At 65.8% G+C, this 13,467-nt stretch carries 16 protein-coding genes; 3 read left to right on the top strand and 13 right to left on the bottom strand.

The window, feature by feature from the left end; genetic code table 11:
* Position 1: 1 nt before the first annotated feature.
* From ACFR99_RS10715 to ACFR99_RS10660, 12 genes are all read right to left on the bottom strand, one after another.
* Positions 2–373, bottom strand: coding sequence for a DUF3209 family protein (locus tag ACFR99_RS10715; RefSeq protein ID WP_092928947.1), 372 nt, complete (start codon positions 371–373; stop codon positions 2–4).
* A gap of 54 nt (positions 374–427) precedes the next feature.
* On the bottom strand, positions 428–1,660 hold the full coding sequence (locus ACFR99_RS10710) for a CbiX/SirB N-terminal domain-containing protein (RefSeq protein ID WP_390287121.1): 1,233 nt from the start codon (positions 1,658–1,660) through the stop codon (positions 428–430).
* Positions 1,661–1,675: 15 nt separating this feature from the next.
* The gene (locus ACFR99_RS10705; protein WP_390287119.1) at positions 1,676–2,377 is read right to left on the bottom strand and encodes a cobalamin biosynthesis protein; all 702 of its coding nucleotides are present in this window, start codon (positions 2,375–2,377) and stop codon (positions 1,676–1,678) included.
* Entirely contained in the window at positions 2,374–2,640 is a 267-nt protein-coding gene (locus ACFR99_RS10700) for a ferredoxin (RefSeq protein ID WP_373616366.1), read from the bottom strand. Before ACFR99_RS10700 ends, ACFR99_RS10705 begins: the two co-directional genes overlap by 4 nt.
* Positions 2,641–2,647: 7 nt before the next feature.
* A complete protein-coding gene (cobJ, locus tag ACFR99_RS10695) occupies positions 2,648–3,673 on the bottom strand; it encodes a precorrin-3B C(17)-methyltransferase (protein WP_390287117.1) in 1,026 nt (341 codons plus the stop codon).
* Between the two features lie 5 nt (positions 3,674–3,678).
* A complete protein-coding gene (locus tag ACFR99_RS10690) occupies positions 3,679–4,551 on the bottom strand; it encodes a precorrin-3B C(17)-methyltransferase (RefSeq protein ID WP_390287115.1) in 873 nt (290 codons plus the stop codon).
* Positions 4,548–5,540, bottom strand: a complete 993-nt coding sequence (cbiG, locus tag ACFR99_RS10685) for a cobalt-precorrin 5A hydrolase (protein ID WP_390287113.1) — start codon at positions 5,538–5,540, stop codon at positions 4,548–4,550. Before cbiG ends, ACFR99_RS10690 begins: the two co-directional genes overlap by 4 nt.
* A 3-nt stretch (positions 5,541–5,543) precedes the next feature.
* The gene (locus ACFR99_RS10680; RefSeq protein ID WP_390287111.1) at positions 5,544–6,449 is read right to left on the bottom strand and encodes a cobalt-precorrin-4/precorrin-4 C(11)-methyltransferase; all 906 of its coding nucleotides are present in this window, start codon (positions 6,447–6,449) and stop codon (positions 5,544–5,546) included.
* Positions 6,442–7,182 (bottom strand): cobalt-factor II C(20)-methyltransferase, encoded by a 741-nt coding sequence (locus tag ACFR99_RS10675; RefSeq protein ID WP_390287109.1) that lies wholly within the window; start codon positions 7,180–7,182, stop codon positions 6,442–6,444. Before ACFR99_RS10675 ends, ACFR99_RS10680 begins: the two co-directional genes overlap by 8 nt.
* On the bottom strand, positions 7,179–7,757 hold the full coding sequence (cbiT, locus tag ACFR99_RS10670) for a precorrin-6Y C5,15-methyltransferase (decarboxylating) subunit CbiT (protein WP_390287107.1): 579 nt from the start codon (positions 7,755–7,757) through the stop codon (positions 7,179–7,181). The genes ACFR99_RS10675 and cbiT overlap by 4 nt, the downstream gene beginning before the upstream one ends.
* Positions 7,758–7,983: 226 nt before the next feature.
* Positions 7,984–8,766 carry a 3-oxoacyl-[acyl-carrier-protein] reductase gene (gene fabG, locus ACFR99_RS10665; protein ID WP_390287105.1) on the bottom strand — a complete coding sequence of 261 codons (783 nt, stop codon included), beginning with the start codon at positions 8,764–8,766 and terminating at the stop codon, positions 7,984–7,986.
* Positions 8,767–8,838: 72 nt separating this feature from the next.
* Complete coding sequence (locus tag ACFR99_RS10660; protein WP_390287103.1) at positions 8,839–10,155, bottom strand: cobyrinic acid a,c-diamide synthase; 1,317 nt, start codon at positions 10,153–10,155, stop codon at positions 8,839–8,841.
* A gap of 225 nt (positions 10,156–10,380) precedes the next feature.
* Between ACFR99_RS10660 and ACFR99_RS10655 the strand changes: the two genes are divergently transcribed.
* From ACFR99_RS10655 to ACFR99_RS10645, 3 genes are all read left to right on the top strand, one after another.
* Positions 10,381–10,941 (top strand): DUF1802 family protein, encoded by a 561-nt coding sequence (locus tag ACFR99_RS10655; RefSeq protein ID WP_390287101.1) that lies wholly within the window; start codon positions 10,381–10,383, stop codon positions 10,939–10,941.
* A 56-nt stretch (positions 10,942–10,997) separates the two neighbouring features.
* A complete protein-coding gene (locus tag ACFR99_RS10650; protein WP_390287099.1) occupies positions 10,998–11,165 on the top strand; it encodes a hypothetical protein in 168 nt (55 codons plus the stop codon).
* Positions 11,166–11,243: 78 nt separating this feature from the next.
* Entirely contained in the window at positions 11,244–12,467 is a 1,224-nt protein-coding gene (locus tag ACFR99_RS10645) for an iron-containing alcohol dehydrogenase family protein (RefSeq protein ID WP_390287097.1), read from the top strand.
* A 268-nt stretch (positions 12,468–12,735) separates the two neighbouring features.
* Here the strand turns inward: ACFR99_RS10645 and queC are convergent, their stop codons facing one another.
* Positions 12,736–13,467 carry a 7-cyano-7-deazaguanine synthase QueC gene (gene queC, locus ACFR99_RS10640; RefSeq protein WP_390287095.1) on the bottom strand — a complete coding sequence of 244 codons (732 nt, stop codon included), beginning with the start codon at positions 13,465–13,467 and terminating at the stop codon, positions 12,736–12,738.

The following is a 13,467-nucleotide window of genomic DNA, read 5'->3' as shown; positions in this document are numbered from 1 at the left end:
GTCACTCCTCGACCGGGAACGTCTCGTGAAGGGTGTCGTGGGCGTCGCCGAGCCCGTCGACGATGCTCTCGCCCTGCGTGGCCAGCCGACCGACCGCTCGCTCGGCGTCGCGGACGGCCAGCAGCCGCCCCCGGGTGTAGTCGTACTCGGGGTCGTCGCTGTCCATCGTGGCGACTTCTTCTTCGAGGTCGACCAGCGCCGCATCGAGGTGGCGCTGGAGCTCCGTGAGGCTGTCGGCCTCCACGAGGCCCTGAATCGGGCCCTCGAGGTGGCCCTCGAGTTCTTTCTCCGCGTGCTCGCGGGCGCTGTCGTCCCCGACGCCGAGGACGTTCATCAGTCCGAGTCGTAGTGCTTCGATTTCGTGGCAGCTCATGGGTTGGTAGGGTATGGTGAATCGTGTGTCGTCTCAGGGGTCGATACAACTCCGCTACAGCGTCTGATCGACGAGGTCGCTGACGATGCGGTCCCGATCGAGGTGGTCGGCGACGATCCGTTCGGCATCGTCGTCCGCAACGTCGCCGTACCAGATTCCATCGGGGTAGACCGCGACCATCGGCCCGTCGCCACAGCGGCCCAGACAGGACGAGCGCGTGATGCGGGCATCTGCGTGCTCGGAGTCCCGGACCTCCTGACGGAGGCGCTCGAGGACCGCCGGCGAGCCCATCTTCGCACAGGTCTGGTTGGTACAGACCGCGACGTGCTTCTCGGGCGCGTCGTGGCTGTGAGGTTCATCGTCGATATCCTCCCGGTCGGCGTGGGCCTCCTGATGGGCCAACGCCCGCAACATCGCTCGTGCGCCGCCGACGTCTTCCTCGTAGCCCTCGAGGTCGACCTTGTACTTGCACGTGTCACAGGACATCTCGACGCTGCCCGACCGGGCCTCCTGCCAGCGGTCGGCGAAGACATCCAGCAACCGCGAGTCCGTGCCGAGCGGGTCGCCGGCCAGTGCGTCGACGTAGGGATAGTCCGCGTCGAACTCCGCGGTCCAGTCGCGGACCCGCTGGGTGAGGACGCCGTCGCCGAGCATGTACGGCAGGACAACGACCGCGTCGGGGCGGTGTTTCGAGAGCCCGTGGAGGGTGTCCTCGAGCGTCGGCTCGGTCACGCCGATGAACGTCGCCTCGGCACGGTCGAAGTCCCGGCCCTCGAACAGTAAGCGGGCCAGCTTGTGCACGTCGCCGTTGGCGTCCGGATCGCTCGAGCCCCGGCCACAGACGACGACGGCAACGTCGTCCTCCGTGCGGTCGACACCCAGCTCGCGTTCGACAGCGGCGGCGCGGTCGTCGAGCAGATCGAGGATTGCAGGATGGACCCCCAGATGTGCGCCGTTGTTGATCGCAATGTCGTGTTCGGCGCGGGCCTGCTCGATCGCCAGCGGTACGTCGTTTTTGACGTGGCTCGCGGCGAAAAGCGAGCAGTGGACGACCGTCACCCGATCGGCGACGGGCGCGAGTCCCGCAAAAGCCTCGTCGATCGACGGCTCCGCGAGTTCGAGGAACGCGGCGTCGACCGGGATTCCCAGCCGGGACTCGAGTCCGGCAGCCAGTTCGCGGACCTGTTCGTTCGACTTCTCGCGTCTGGAGCCGTGGCCGATCAGGAGGACGGCTTCGTCGTCGAAGCCGGCCACCGACGCGGGCGTGGAGTTGTCAGGTGTGCTCATCGATCGTCGATCGTGTTACGTTTCGTCGCCGTCGTACGCCGACGCTTGCTCGAGACTGCGCTCGAGTTTGCGGCGGCGACTCGGCGCGAACAGTCCGGTTTCCTCGCAGTTCTCGTAGAGCCAGGTGCCGAAGGCGGGCACAGCGTCGTCGTCGACACCGAACCAGTAGCCACCCGACGAAGTCGCCGAGAGATCGCCCGTGGGGGCGTCGATCGGACAGTCGGCGATCAGTTCCTGGGTTACCTCGAGCAGTTCGCGGTCGTCATGGACGAAGGAGATGCCCACGGTGCCACTCGAGGACTTGAAACAGATCGTGCCACAGCCCTCGAGCAGCCCTCGAAGGAGTTCCCGCTCGTAACTCGCAAAGGCTCCGAAGCGGTAGTTGCCGCGGCCATCAACGGGAAGGCTGAGCGCACTGTTGCGGCCCAGCAGTCCCGCACCGTCCGCTCCCTCGTCGATCGACAGCGTGTACTCGTCTTCCGTGCGCGTGATCGAGGTGTCGTGGGCGTACTCGCGGGTCGTCGTCTCGTGTGCGACGTCGCCGCCCGCGATCGCGGCCAGCACCTGCGCGGACTCTTCGTCGTTGGTGACGACTTCGATGCTGTCGTCCGAGATATCGCCACTCCCGGCGACGTGGCCCCAGAAGTACGCCGTCGCAGCGTGGCCCGCAAGCGGGTCCGATGGGACCGCGATCTCGAGTGCGTCGCCGTCGGTCATTCGCCCACCTCCTCGACGATGATCGCGTCCGTGGGGCAGGCCGCGGCGGCCTGCTGGGCCTCGTCGATGCGGTCGTCGTCGAACGTCGCGACGACGCGTTCCTCGTTGTCCGTGACCTCGCCCTCACAGTCGTAGACCGGATCCGCGTCCGGGTCGACCGTCGCGAGGCCGTCCGCGCCCTCGATAAAGCGCGGATCGCGGGTCAGACAGGCGAAGATGCCGTCGCAGGCGTCTTTCTCGATGGTGACTTCGTATCGTGGCATAGTGCTCTCAGTAGTCGTACTTCGTCTCGTAGCCACGCGGCGTGACCATCCGGTCGTCCCAGACGTAGGTGTCTTCGGTGCCGACGACGATCGTCGTCGTCATGTCGATGATCTCGCTCTCGCCTAAGTCCTCGAGTTCGCCGAGTTCAGTGATCATCACCTGTTCGTCCTCGCGGCCGGCGCCGTGGACGATGCCGACCGGCGTGTCTTCGTCGCGGTGGGTCAGCAGGATCTCACAGGCCTTCTCGAAGTTCTCGCGGCGCTTGCGGCTCCACGGGTTGTAGATCGTGATCGTGAAGTTCTCGCTCGCGACCGAGTGCAGTCGGGATTCGATCTCGGGCATCGGGACGAGGTGGTCCGACAGCGAGACCGAGACGGTGTCGTTGACCAGTGGTGCGCCGAGGCGGGCCGCACAGGACTGGGCCGCCGGCACGCCGGGCACGACCTCGAAGTCGACCATCGAGGCCGTCGCGCCCTTCGACTCGAGGATCTCGAGTGCCAGGCCCGCGAGCGCGTAGACGTTGGGGTCGCCGCTGCCGACGATGGCCACGTCGTTGCCCGCGAGCGTGCGGTCGATCGACTCCTCGGTCCGGGAGACTTCGCCACACATCGGCGTGTCGTAGATGTCGTCGGCCTGCTCGGTGATCTCGTCGGGAATCAGCTCGATGTAGGTCGTGTAGCCGACGATGTGGTCGGCCTCGAGCAAGGCGTTTTTGGCGCGCTCGGTCATCCCCTCCGGGTGACCGGGGCCGAGGCCGACGGCGATCAGCTGGCCGGGCTCGGCGTCGAAGTCGTCGATCGTCGCACCGACTTCCTGCTCGTTCGACTCGTCGTCGTCGGAACTGGAAGCGCCGCACTTGCTCGAGGACGAAGAACTGGAACTGGAACTCGAGGAGCCACCGCATTTGGAGCTACTCGAGTCGTCGGTGCTGCTCGAGGCACCACACTTCGAACTCGAGGACTCGCTGCTACTCGATGCGCCACACTTGGAAGTCGATTCGTCGTCAGCGTCTGCGTCGGTGTCCGTGCTCATGGGTATTAGAAATCGTCGACGTCACGCCCGCCGCGCGGGGTGACAAGGTACGTTCGGTCGTCGTTGCGCCAGGTTTCGGTCTCGTGGTTGCCGATGATCAGCGAGGTGCCCATTCCGGAAACCTTGTCGTCGTGGTCGGCGGCCTCGCCGAGTGTCGTGATGAAGTGACTCTCGCCGTTGCGGCCGGCGTCTTCCCGGCCGGCATCGTTGACGATCGCCACGTAGGCGTCGTCGGTCCGCTCCTCGCGGACGATCTCGACGGCCTCCTCGTAGTTGCGCCAGCAGTTGTAGAGGACGATCACGAAGTCGCTGATTGCGGCCGCGCGCAGTTTCTCCTCGATCTCGTCCCAGCCGCGCCACTTATCGGACAGCGAGATCGTACAGAAGTCGTTGCACAGCGGCGCGCCGACGTTCGCCGAGCCGCCAAGCGCTGCGGTGAGGCCGGGAACGATTTCGATCGGCACGTCCGTCGCGTCGTCCTCCTCGGCCATCTTGAAGATGAGGTCGGACTTGCCGTAGACCGACGGATCGCCGCCGGAGACGTGGGCCACGTCCTTTCCCTCCCGGACGTGGTCGAACGCCGCGCGAGCGAGTTCGATCTGTCGGCCCATCGTCGAGCGAACGATCTCCTGCTCGAAGCCGTCCTCTCGCATTGCGACGCCATCCTCGTCAACCGCCTCTTCCGGCGGGAGCGTCCCGTCGTCGCGCAGGAACTCCTGATAGAGGCTCGAGGCGATGACCACGTCCGCCGATTCGATGACCTCCTTGGCCCGCTTGGTCATGTGCTCGGGCAGGCCGGGGCCGATACCGACGACGTAGAGGGTGCCGTGGTCGTCGGGCGTGCCATCGGCGGGTGTGGTGTCTGTGTCAGAACTCATCGGCCGATCGCCACCGTGACCTCGTTTTCGTAGCCGATCTTCTCGAGGACGAGTTCCTGTTCAGCGCCGCCGGCGATCGCCGACGCTTCCGAAACGCCGGGCCAGCCGATCAGCTCCTTCGATTTCGAGGGGGTCGGCCCCTCGTGGTCGAGCAGCGTCTCCTTGTCGAAGGCAACCACGCCCAGATCGAGTTCTTGGGCGGCTTCGAGCAGCCCCTCCTCGTCTTCCTTTCGGGTCGCCGTCGCGACGAACTCGACGTCGTCGACGTCGTAGTCGGTCTGTTCGAGGGCTTGCTCCCACGCGGCGAGGAACGATTCCTTGCTCGCGCCGGAGACGCTGCCGGTGCCGATGACGACGCCGTCGTCCTTGTTGCGTTTGAGGACGGTGACGTCGTCGCCGACGAGGACGGCCTTCGGGCCCTCGAGGCGGGCCACAGGACCGAGGTTGTCGTCGAGGACGGCGAGATTCGTTTTGACCGTCGAGTCGCCGTTGACCACGTGGGCGTCCATCGCTTTCGCCTTCGATTCGACGCCCTGCTTGCCTGCGGCCTCGCTTGCAGTCGTCATGGCTGGGACGGCACCCATCGTCGCCAGGTCCTGTGCGACCTGGTTCGCGCCGTGGTGGCCGCCCGTGATCGGGATGGCCCACGTCAGTTCCTCGTCGACGACACAGATCGCGGGGTCCTCCCACTTGTCGTCTAACAGGTGGGCCGTCTTGCGCATCGCGATGCCCGACGCCATCAGGCCGATAAAGCAGTCGTACTCGCCCCAGTGCTCCTCGAAGACGTCGCCGTGGTACTCGATGATGTCGATCGTCTCGTACCGGTCGCCGATCTCGGCTTTGATCTCCTCGGCGGTGTCCATCTTCCGGCCGAAGGAGATGATCGCGATCTCCTCGGCGACTTCACCGTCCGAATCCGGCGTCGAACAGTGGCCGCCGGAATCCGATCCAGCATCGTCGGTCGCGTCGTCAGCGTTGTCCGTACTCATAGGTTAGTCGTCTCCTGCCTGTGTTTCCGATTCGGTCGCGTCGCTCGAGTCAGCGCCCCGATTCGCCCAGTCACCGTAGAGGAACGAGCGCTCGTAGCCCGCGCCGGTCACGGCGTCGCCGATGACGACCAGCGCCGAGGCGCGATAGCCGGCGTCCTCGACCTTGTCCGCGATCGTCCCGATATCGCCGATGATAACGTCCTCGTCCGGCCAGGAGGCGTGATAGATCACCGCCACGGGCGTCTCGGGGTCGTGATCGTCTGCGAGCAGCCGATCCATCGTGTCGCGAACCGCGTGGGTTCCCAGATAGATGCAGGTCGTTACGTCACCCATCTCCACGAACTCGGAGATGTGGTCTTCTTCTTCGGTCAGGGTCTTACCCTGCGGGCGGGTGAACGCGACGTGATTCGAGACTTCGTTGAGCGTCAGTTGAGTCCGCAGCGTCGCGCTAGCCGCGAAGGCCGACGTGACGCCCGGCACGAAGTACGTCGGCACGCCCTCGTGTTCGAGCGCGTCCATCTGCTCCAAGGCGGCCCCATAGATCGCGGGATCGCCGCTGTGGAGTCGAACGACGTTGTCGCCGTCCTCGTAGGCGTCCCGCATCAGCGGGATCAGTTCCTCGAGATCCTTTCCGACCGAGTTCACGAGCTCCGCGTGGGCACAGTACTCGTCGAGGAGTTCGCTGTTGACCAGCGAGCCGGCGTGGACGACGAGGTCTGCCTCCTCGAGCAGTTCCTTCCCGGCGACGGTCAGCAGTCGCGGGTTGCCGGGACCGGCCCCGACGAAGGGAACGCCCTCCTGGTCGTCGCCGGCGCTGTATTCGAAGATCCGGTCGTCCAGTTCCTCGCGGCGGCGGTCGCTCTGTGAGTCGATCGCGTCCTGCGGGTCGTTGGGTGTCTCGTCAGTCATCGGTTTCCTCCACGGCTGCCGCAGAACGGCGTCCGGAATCGGTGTTTTCGGTCTCGAAGGCGGCCGTCGCCTGTTCGACCTCGAGGTCTTCTTTCTCGGCGTAGGCGAGCGTGTAGTAGTCGCGCTCGTCGATTTCCTCGGGGTCGTCGGTGACGATCGTCTCGCCCTGTTCCATGAACAGCCGGCGGCCGTAGGTCACGTCGTAGCCAGCCTCGACGAGCCCCTCGTGGGTCGCCGGCGCGTCGGTGACCTTGAACAGGATCATCCGATCCGGCCCCGTGGGGCTCACGCCAGCGGCGGCCTCCCGTAGCGAGAGGCCCGCACCGGCTTCGATCTCGACGCCCATCGCGGTCGCGAAGGCTGTGACGGCGCTGACGCCAGGAACGATCTCGAGGTCCACGTCGGGGTGGAACGCATCGATCGTCCGGCGCAGGTGGCCAAAGGTCGAGTAGACGTTTGGATCGCCGAGCGTCACGAACGCGACGTCGCCGTCGCGTGCGTTCGGGGCGATCTCCGCCGCGGCCTCCTTCCACGCCCGGCGCAGTTTCTCCTCGTCTTTCGTCATCGGGAAGTCCAGGTCCCCGATCTTCGACTCGTCGACGTGGTTCAGCGCGACCGTCCGCGAGAGCCGACCCGGCGAGTAGACCACGTCGGCCGACTCGAGGACTTCTTTCCCGCGAACCGTCACGAGGTCGGCTTCGCCGGGGCCGAGCCCAACGCCGTACAGCGTCATCGGCTCACCTCGGCGTCTGTCTCGTCAGGGGTCGCGCTCCCGACCAGCATGTAGACTGGATTGTCCGAGTCGAAACTCGTCGCGCCGGCGAGTTCGTAACCGTGGCTCACCTGGAACTGGACGACCTCCTCGAGCAGATCACGCTCGCGGAAGGCCTCGGTCGCTCTGCCGGCGACCTCGAGCCGCGAGACGTTCATCACCACGCGGTCGACCTCGGTGTCGACGGCGTGGTCGAGCACTGCTTCGAAGTTCCGGCTCCCGCCCAGAAAGAGCGCGTCGGCGTCGTCGGGCAACCCGTCGGGCGCTTCCGCGTTCCGAAGTTCGACATCCGCTCGAATCGAGTCCTCGTTGGCAGCCAGGTTCTGCTCGGTCGTCTCAAGTCGTTCGGGTTTGCGCTCGATGGCGGTCACCCGCCCGGCTCGCTGTGCGGCTTCGATCGTGATGGCTCCAGTACAGGAGCCGACTTCCGCGAAGTGGTCGTCGGGCTCGAGTGCGAGCTTCGAGCCGACGACGGCGCGGACCTCTGGCTTGGTCGGTCCGGCCTTCGCGTCGTGTGGAAGCGCGATGGGTGGCATCATCCGTGGGAAGTGAGTCCGGCACTAAAACAATTTTGTTTGTGGTAGAACAACTGCGATTGCTCAGCTATGGTTGCAGTAGCACAACTCATGTTGTCGAACGTGAGCGGACAGTCAGCCTAACGGGAACGGTCGGCTGGGAGGCCCCGGCGCGAACACAGGATGAACGCGGAAAACGAAACTCGAGTCAGAGCCTGTGACTCGAGCGAACGCGGTCGCCGCGCGACTACCACTCCATGCCGCCGTTGATGCCAAGCACCTGGCCGGTCATGTACTCGGCCTGATCGCCGGCGAGGAACCGAACCATGCCGACGACGTCCTCGGGTTCGGCGAACCGATCCAGTGGGATATCCTCGAGGATCTTTTCCCGGACCCGTTCGGGAACCTTCTCGAGCATGTCGGTCTCCGTGAAGCCGGGTGCGACGCAGTTAGCCGTCGAGCCATGGCTGGCGAGTTCCAGCGCGAGCGTACGCGTAAACGCAAAGAGACCGCCCTTCGAGGTCGCGTAGTTCGCCTGGCCATAGTTTCCTTGCTGGCCGACGACGCTCGAGATGTTGATCAACCGACCGTTCTCGGACGTCTTGATGTCCTCGTAGAACGCGTTGGTGCAGTTGAACGTTCCAGTGAGGTTGACGTCGATGACCGTCTGCCAGTCCTCGTAGGTCATCTCTTCGAACGTCCGATCGATGGTGATCCCCGCATTGTTGACGAGGACGTCGATCGCCCCGAGTTCCTCGTGGATCTCCGCGGCCATCCGCTCGACCTGTTCGGGGTCGGAGACGTCGGCCTGAACGGGAACCGCCGTCTCACCGTTTTCTTCGATCGTTTCGGTTACCTCTCGAGCTTGCTGTTCGGACGAGCGGTAGTTGACCGCCACCTCCGCACCGCAACGGGCGAGTTCGAACGCGATCTCGCGGCCGATTCCCCGCGAGGAGCCGGTGACGAGACAGGTGCGGTCGGTCAACGGCCTGCGTTCTAGGGGCTCGAGGCGCTGGATTGTTTCAGCCATGCTTAGTGGTACGCGTTCACACGTGTTAACTATTTGACCGCGTTTCAAAATCCGTGAATGGCTGTGCGACCGTTACGTCGTCTCGAGGCGCTCGAGGAACCGGTCGAACGCGCCGCTCTCGGGGTGGACGTGGACGTACGTGCCCAGTGAGTCGTGCTCGGTCAGGCCGTCGTGGTCGCCGTCGATGCCGTCGCCGCGGACCGTTTCGAAGGCGAACCGGGCGTCGGCATCGACGTCGGCGCTCGAGTAGTGGAACTCGTGGCCCCGGATCGTCTCGCCGGCGCGAGCCGTCAGCGTTCCCTCGACGGCCTCGAGTTCGACGTGATCGAGCGCCTGATAGCGGTCGCACATGGTCACGTCGGCGGGCAGGATGCCGGCCATCTCGCTTTGGTCGCCTTCGGCCGTCGTCAGCGACCGGCACATGGCCATCAGGCCGCCACACTCGCCCAGCACTGACAGTCCATCGCTGGCCCGTTCACCGAGTTCAGCGAGCGTGCCAGCCGACTCGAGTTCGGCGGCGTGCAGTTCGGGGTAGCCGCCGGGCAGGTAGACCGCATCACACTCGGGCACGGGATCGCCCGCGACCGGCGAGAACGTGACCAGGTCGGCACGCTCGCGGAACCGTTCGATCGTCGCCGGATACCGGAAGCAGAAGGCCGCGTCGCTGGCGACGGCGACCGTGGCGTCGACTGGCCCCGCGGTCGTGGCGTCGGTCCCCGTCTCCGGCGCGGGTGGCTCGCTGGCGACGGCCGCCAGCCGATCGGCCCGCAGCGATTCTGCAGCGTCGGCGAGCGCCTCGCGCGGCAGCGCGGCCTCGTCGCCCATCTCGAGTCCGAGATGCCGGTCGGGGATCTCGAGGTCGCCCGAGGGCGGAATCCGACCGAAGTACTCGAGGGAGTCGGGCAAGGCGTCGCGAATCCCCTGCTCGTGGCGGCCGCCGTGGGCACGCTGGGCAACGACGCCGGCGACCTCGACGTCGCGGTCGATCGCGTCGGCGTACTCGCGGAAGCCGAGGGCGGTCGCCGCGACGCTTTCCATGCCCGCTTTGGCGTCGACCACGAGGACGACAGGGAGGTCGAGCGCCTCGGCAACCATGGCGGTGCTCGAGCCATCACCGTCGTACAGGCCCATGACTCCCTCGACGACACAGATGTCGCCCTCACCACGCCAGTAGTTCCGGCGGAGGCCGTCTTTCCCCTCGAGCCACAGGTCGAGCGTCCGAGAAGGTCGGCCCGCGATCGCTTCGTGATGGCTCGGATCGATGAAATCCGGACCCGCCTTGGCGGGCTGGACCGCGTACCCGGCGTCCTCGAGCGCCTGGATGATCGATAGCGTCGCGACCGTCTTCCCGACGCCGGAGCTGACGCCGCCGAGGACGAACCCCTTCATTGGTTCCACACCGGGACGACGGCAGCCGTCCCTGCAGTTGCAGTCCGTGTCCGCGCGAGCGCGGTCGTTCCCACTAGCATCATTGTACTTGCGTTAGTACAAGTCGACTTGAACCCGTCGGTACGTCTAACAGTTCTCGCGGGAGGAGTTCGGGACGAACGGGCTCGCCGACAGTCAGTGCCAATCGGCAGGATACTTGTCTATCGTTTGCATCGGCCAGAACGAATGCGTTCCATCGAATCCACGACGGACCCGATGCCCGCGCTGAAAGAACGCGCCGGCGTCGTCAACGCGCTGATCGACGGCGCACAGACCGTCCTCGTCCGCCACCCGACGCTCGATCCCGGCGAAATCGACGAACCGTTCGTCCTCTACCCGGCCTACAGCCACCAGAAGCCGGCCCGCTATCAGGCCAGCTACGAGGACTATTACCACCGAGCGAGTGCCAAACCCGACGCTGGCGTGCCGATCCGCGCGATCGCCGACGTCCGCGAGGAGTACACCGTCTCGAGCGACGATCTCGCAACGCTGGCCCGCCACTACGTCTACACGCCCGACGGGCTGCGTGACAAGTTCGATCCGGACGACGAGCTCCGGGTGCTGTTGCTCCGTGTCTCGACGCTCGAGTCACCGCGGCTGATCGAGGAACGCGGCAGCTACCGGGGCTGTCGGGCCTGGATCGACTTGGCTGAGGCGGTCCAGATTGACCCTGAAGCGGCCACACCCGTCCTCGACGACGCGACCTTCGCCGAACGCAAGGCAGCAGTTCGCGACGCACTCGAGTAACCACCACCGACGAGTTTAACCGCTCGTGTCGGTTACGACCGCACCCTCGACTCATCATGAACGACACGACCGACACCGAGACCCGCGAGCACCTTCGTGCGGCGCTTCGCCACCTCGAGGCGGCCCGCCAGCAGGGAGAGCTCCGGAAGACGAACGCCGTCGCGCTCGAGAACGTGTCGAATACCGTGTCGACGGTGCTTCGCGAATACGAAGACGACGGGTAGCGGCCAGCCGTTTTTCAGCCAACCGAGAGCGTCGCCGCTGCTCGCGACTTTAACACCGATCGGCGCGTACGAGCGTGCATGCCATCCGACTCGAGCGATCGCGACCCCGCGTTCCGATTCGACTACGATCCCGCGACGATCAGCTTCGGCGCAGGCTGTGTCGACGACCTCGCAGCCGACCTCGAGCGACGGGGGCTCGAGCGTGCGCTGCTCGTCTGTGGCTCGACCGTCGGCAGCACACCGGCAGTGATCGATCCGGTCAGGACAGGCCTGGGGGATCGATTGGCGGGTGTCTTCGACGAGACGACGCCAAAAAAGCGGCTGGCGACGGCACTCGAGGGTCGCGAGCGGCTGCGGGAGGTCGACGCCGACGTCATCGTCAGCCTCGGCGGCGGCAGCAGTCTCGACGTCGCGAAAGTCGTCAGTACCCTCGCGGCGAGCGACCGATCGGTCGATGACGTCGCCGCCGCGTTCGCCGAAACAAGAACGATCGCCGTCCCCGCTGACGGATTGGTCCCGATCGTGGCGATCCCGACAACCCTGGCCGGCGCCGATCTCTCGACGGGCGCCGGCATCACCGCCGCGCCCGCAACGTTGCCGGTCGACGAGGAGGTCGGCGGTGGCGTCGGCGATCCGAGATTGATGCCAGCAGCCGTGTTCTACGATCCTGAACTGATCGCGACCACACCCGACTCGGTGCTCGCGGGGTCGGCGATGAACGGTTTCGACAAAGGGATCGAGACGCTCTACGCGAACAACGCGACGCCGGTGACCGACGCGACTGCCCGCCACGGTCTCGAAAAACTCGTCGACGGGCTCGAGGCGTTCGGCAACGGAAATCGCGATCTCGACACGTTCGAGACGATCCTCGAGGGAACCGTCCTCGTCCAGTACGGCATCTCGCGCCCCGGCGAGACGACGCTCTCGATCGTTCACGCCTTCGGCCACGGGCTGACGCGAACGGACGACGTCCAGCAAGGGGCCGCCCACGCCGTCGTCGTCCCCCACGTCCTCGAGTATCTATTCGAGCAGCCGGATGTCGACGCTCGCGTGGGGTTGCTCGCCGACGCACTCGGCGTCGGCGACGCCGCGGACCAGGCCGCTGCAGTCGTCGAGGCGGTCACCGAGGTCCGGGACGCGCTCGAGCTCCCGACACGGCTGCGCGACGTCGACGGTCCCGAACCCGACGCGTTCACTGCCGTCGCGGAGGCGATCCTGGCGGACAGCTTCATGGCGAACGCGCCGCCGGGACTGGATCCGACCGTCGCGGAGATCGAGCGCGTGCTCGAGGCGGCGTGGTGATCCCCGGCGCAGAACATAAATACGTGGGACTACCAAGCATAGTTCTTATCGCAGCGGAGCGTGGAGTGGGGCCTGTCGCTGGGCGATAGCAAGTCCGGTGATCGGCAGGCTGTCTCGTGTGTCAAGCACCGATGATACTGGCCACGCGTCCTCGAGGAACGGAGAGGGACCAAGCACGAACGAGGATCTGAGCACCGTTTCGCGTGGCCTTTTAGGGGCACCCGGTAACGGACCACCGCTACCGTTTTTCGACCGGTATCCGCGAGCACTACGCGTCGCCGTACGCCGGCCGTTCGGCGTACTCGATCGGATCGCGAACGCCGATATTCTGGAACGCCTGGAGCCGGAACGCACAGGCGTCGCAGGTCCCGCAGGCGGGTTCGTTCTCCCGGTAACAACTCCAGGTGTGTTCGTACGGAACGTCGAGTTCGACGCCGCGTGCGGCGATGTCGGTCTTCGAGGCCTCGACGAACGGCACTTCGATCGCGATCTCGGTCTCGGGTTTCGTGCCGACATCGACAACCCGTTCGAAGGCCTCGAAGAACTCGGGCCGGCAGTCGGGATACCCCGAGAAGTCCTCGCTGTGGGCACCCATGAACACCGCGTCGCAATCGTTGGCCTCCGCGTAGGAGACCGCCATCGCCAGCAGGTTCGCGTTCCGGAAGGGAACGTACGACGAGGGAATCTCGTCGCTCTCTAAGTCGGCGTCTTCGACGGCGAGCTCGTCGTCGGTGAGACTCGAGGCCCCGATCGCCGCGAGGTGTCCGGTCTCGATCCGCAGGAAGTCGGCCGCGTCGAGCTCGTCAGCGAGCCGGCGGGCACACTCGAGTTCGCGATCCTCGGTGCGCTGGCCGTAGGAGGTGTGGAGGGCGAAGATCTCGTAGCCCCGCTCGCGAGCCTCGTAGGCGGCAGTGGCGCTGTCCATTCCGCCAGAGAGGAGGACGACGGCGCGGTCAGTGGTCGATTCGTCGGTTGCGGAGTCGCTGGGGGTGTCAGTCAT

Origin of the sequence: Haloarchaeobius amylolyticus, assembly GCF_042678045.1 — an archaeon.
Lineage (GTDB): Archaea > Halobacteriota > Halobacteria > Halobacteriales > Natrialbaceae > Natrinema > Natrinema amylolyticus_A.
The sequence above is the reverse complement of the archived record's forward strand: the minus strand, read 5'-3'. Positions and strand labels throughout refer to the sequence as shown.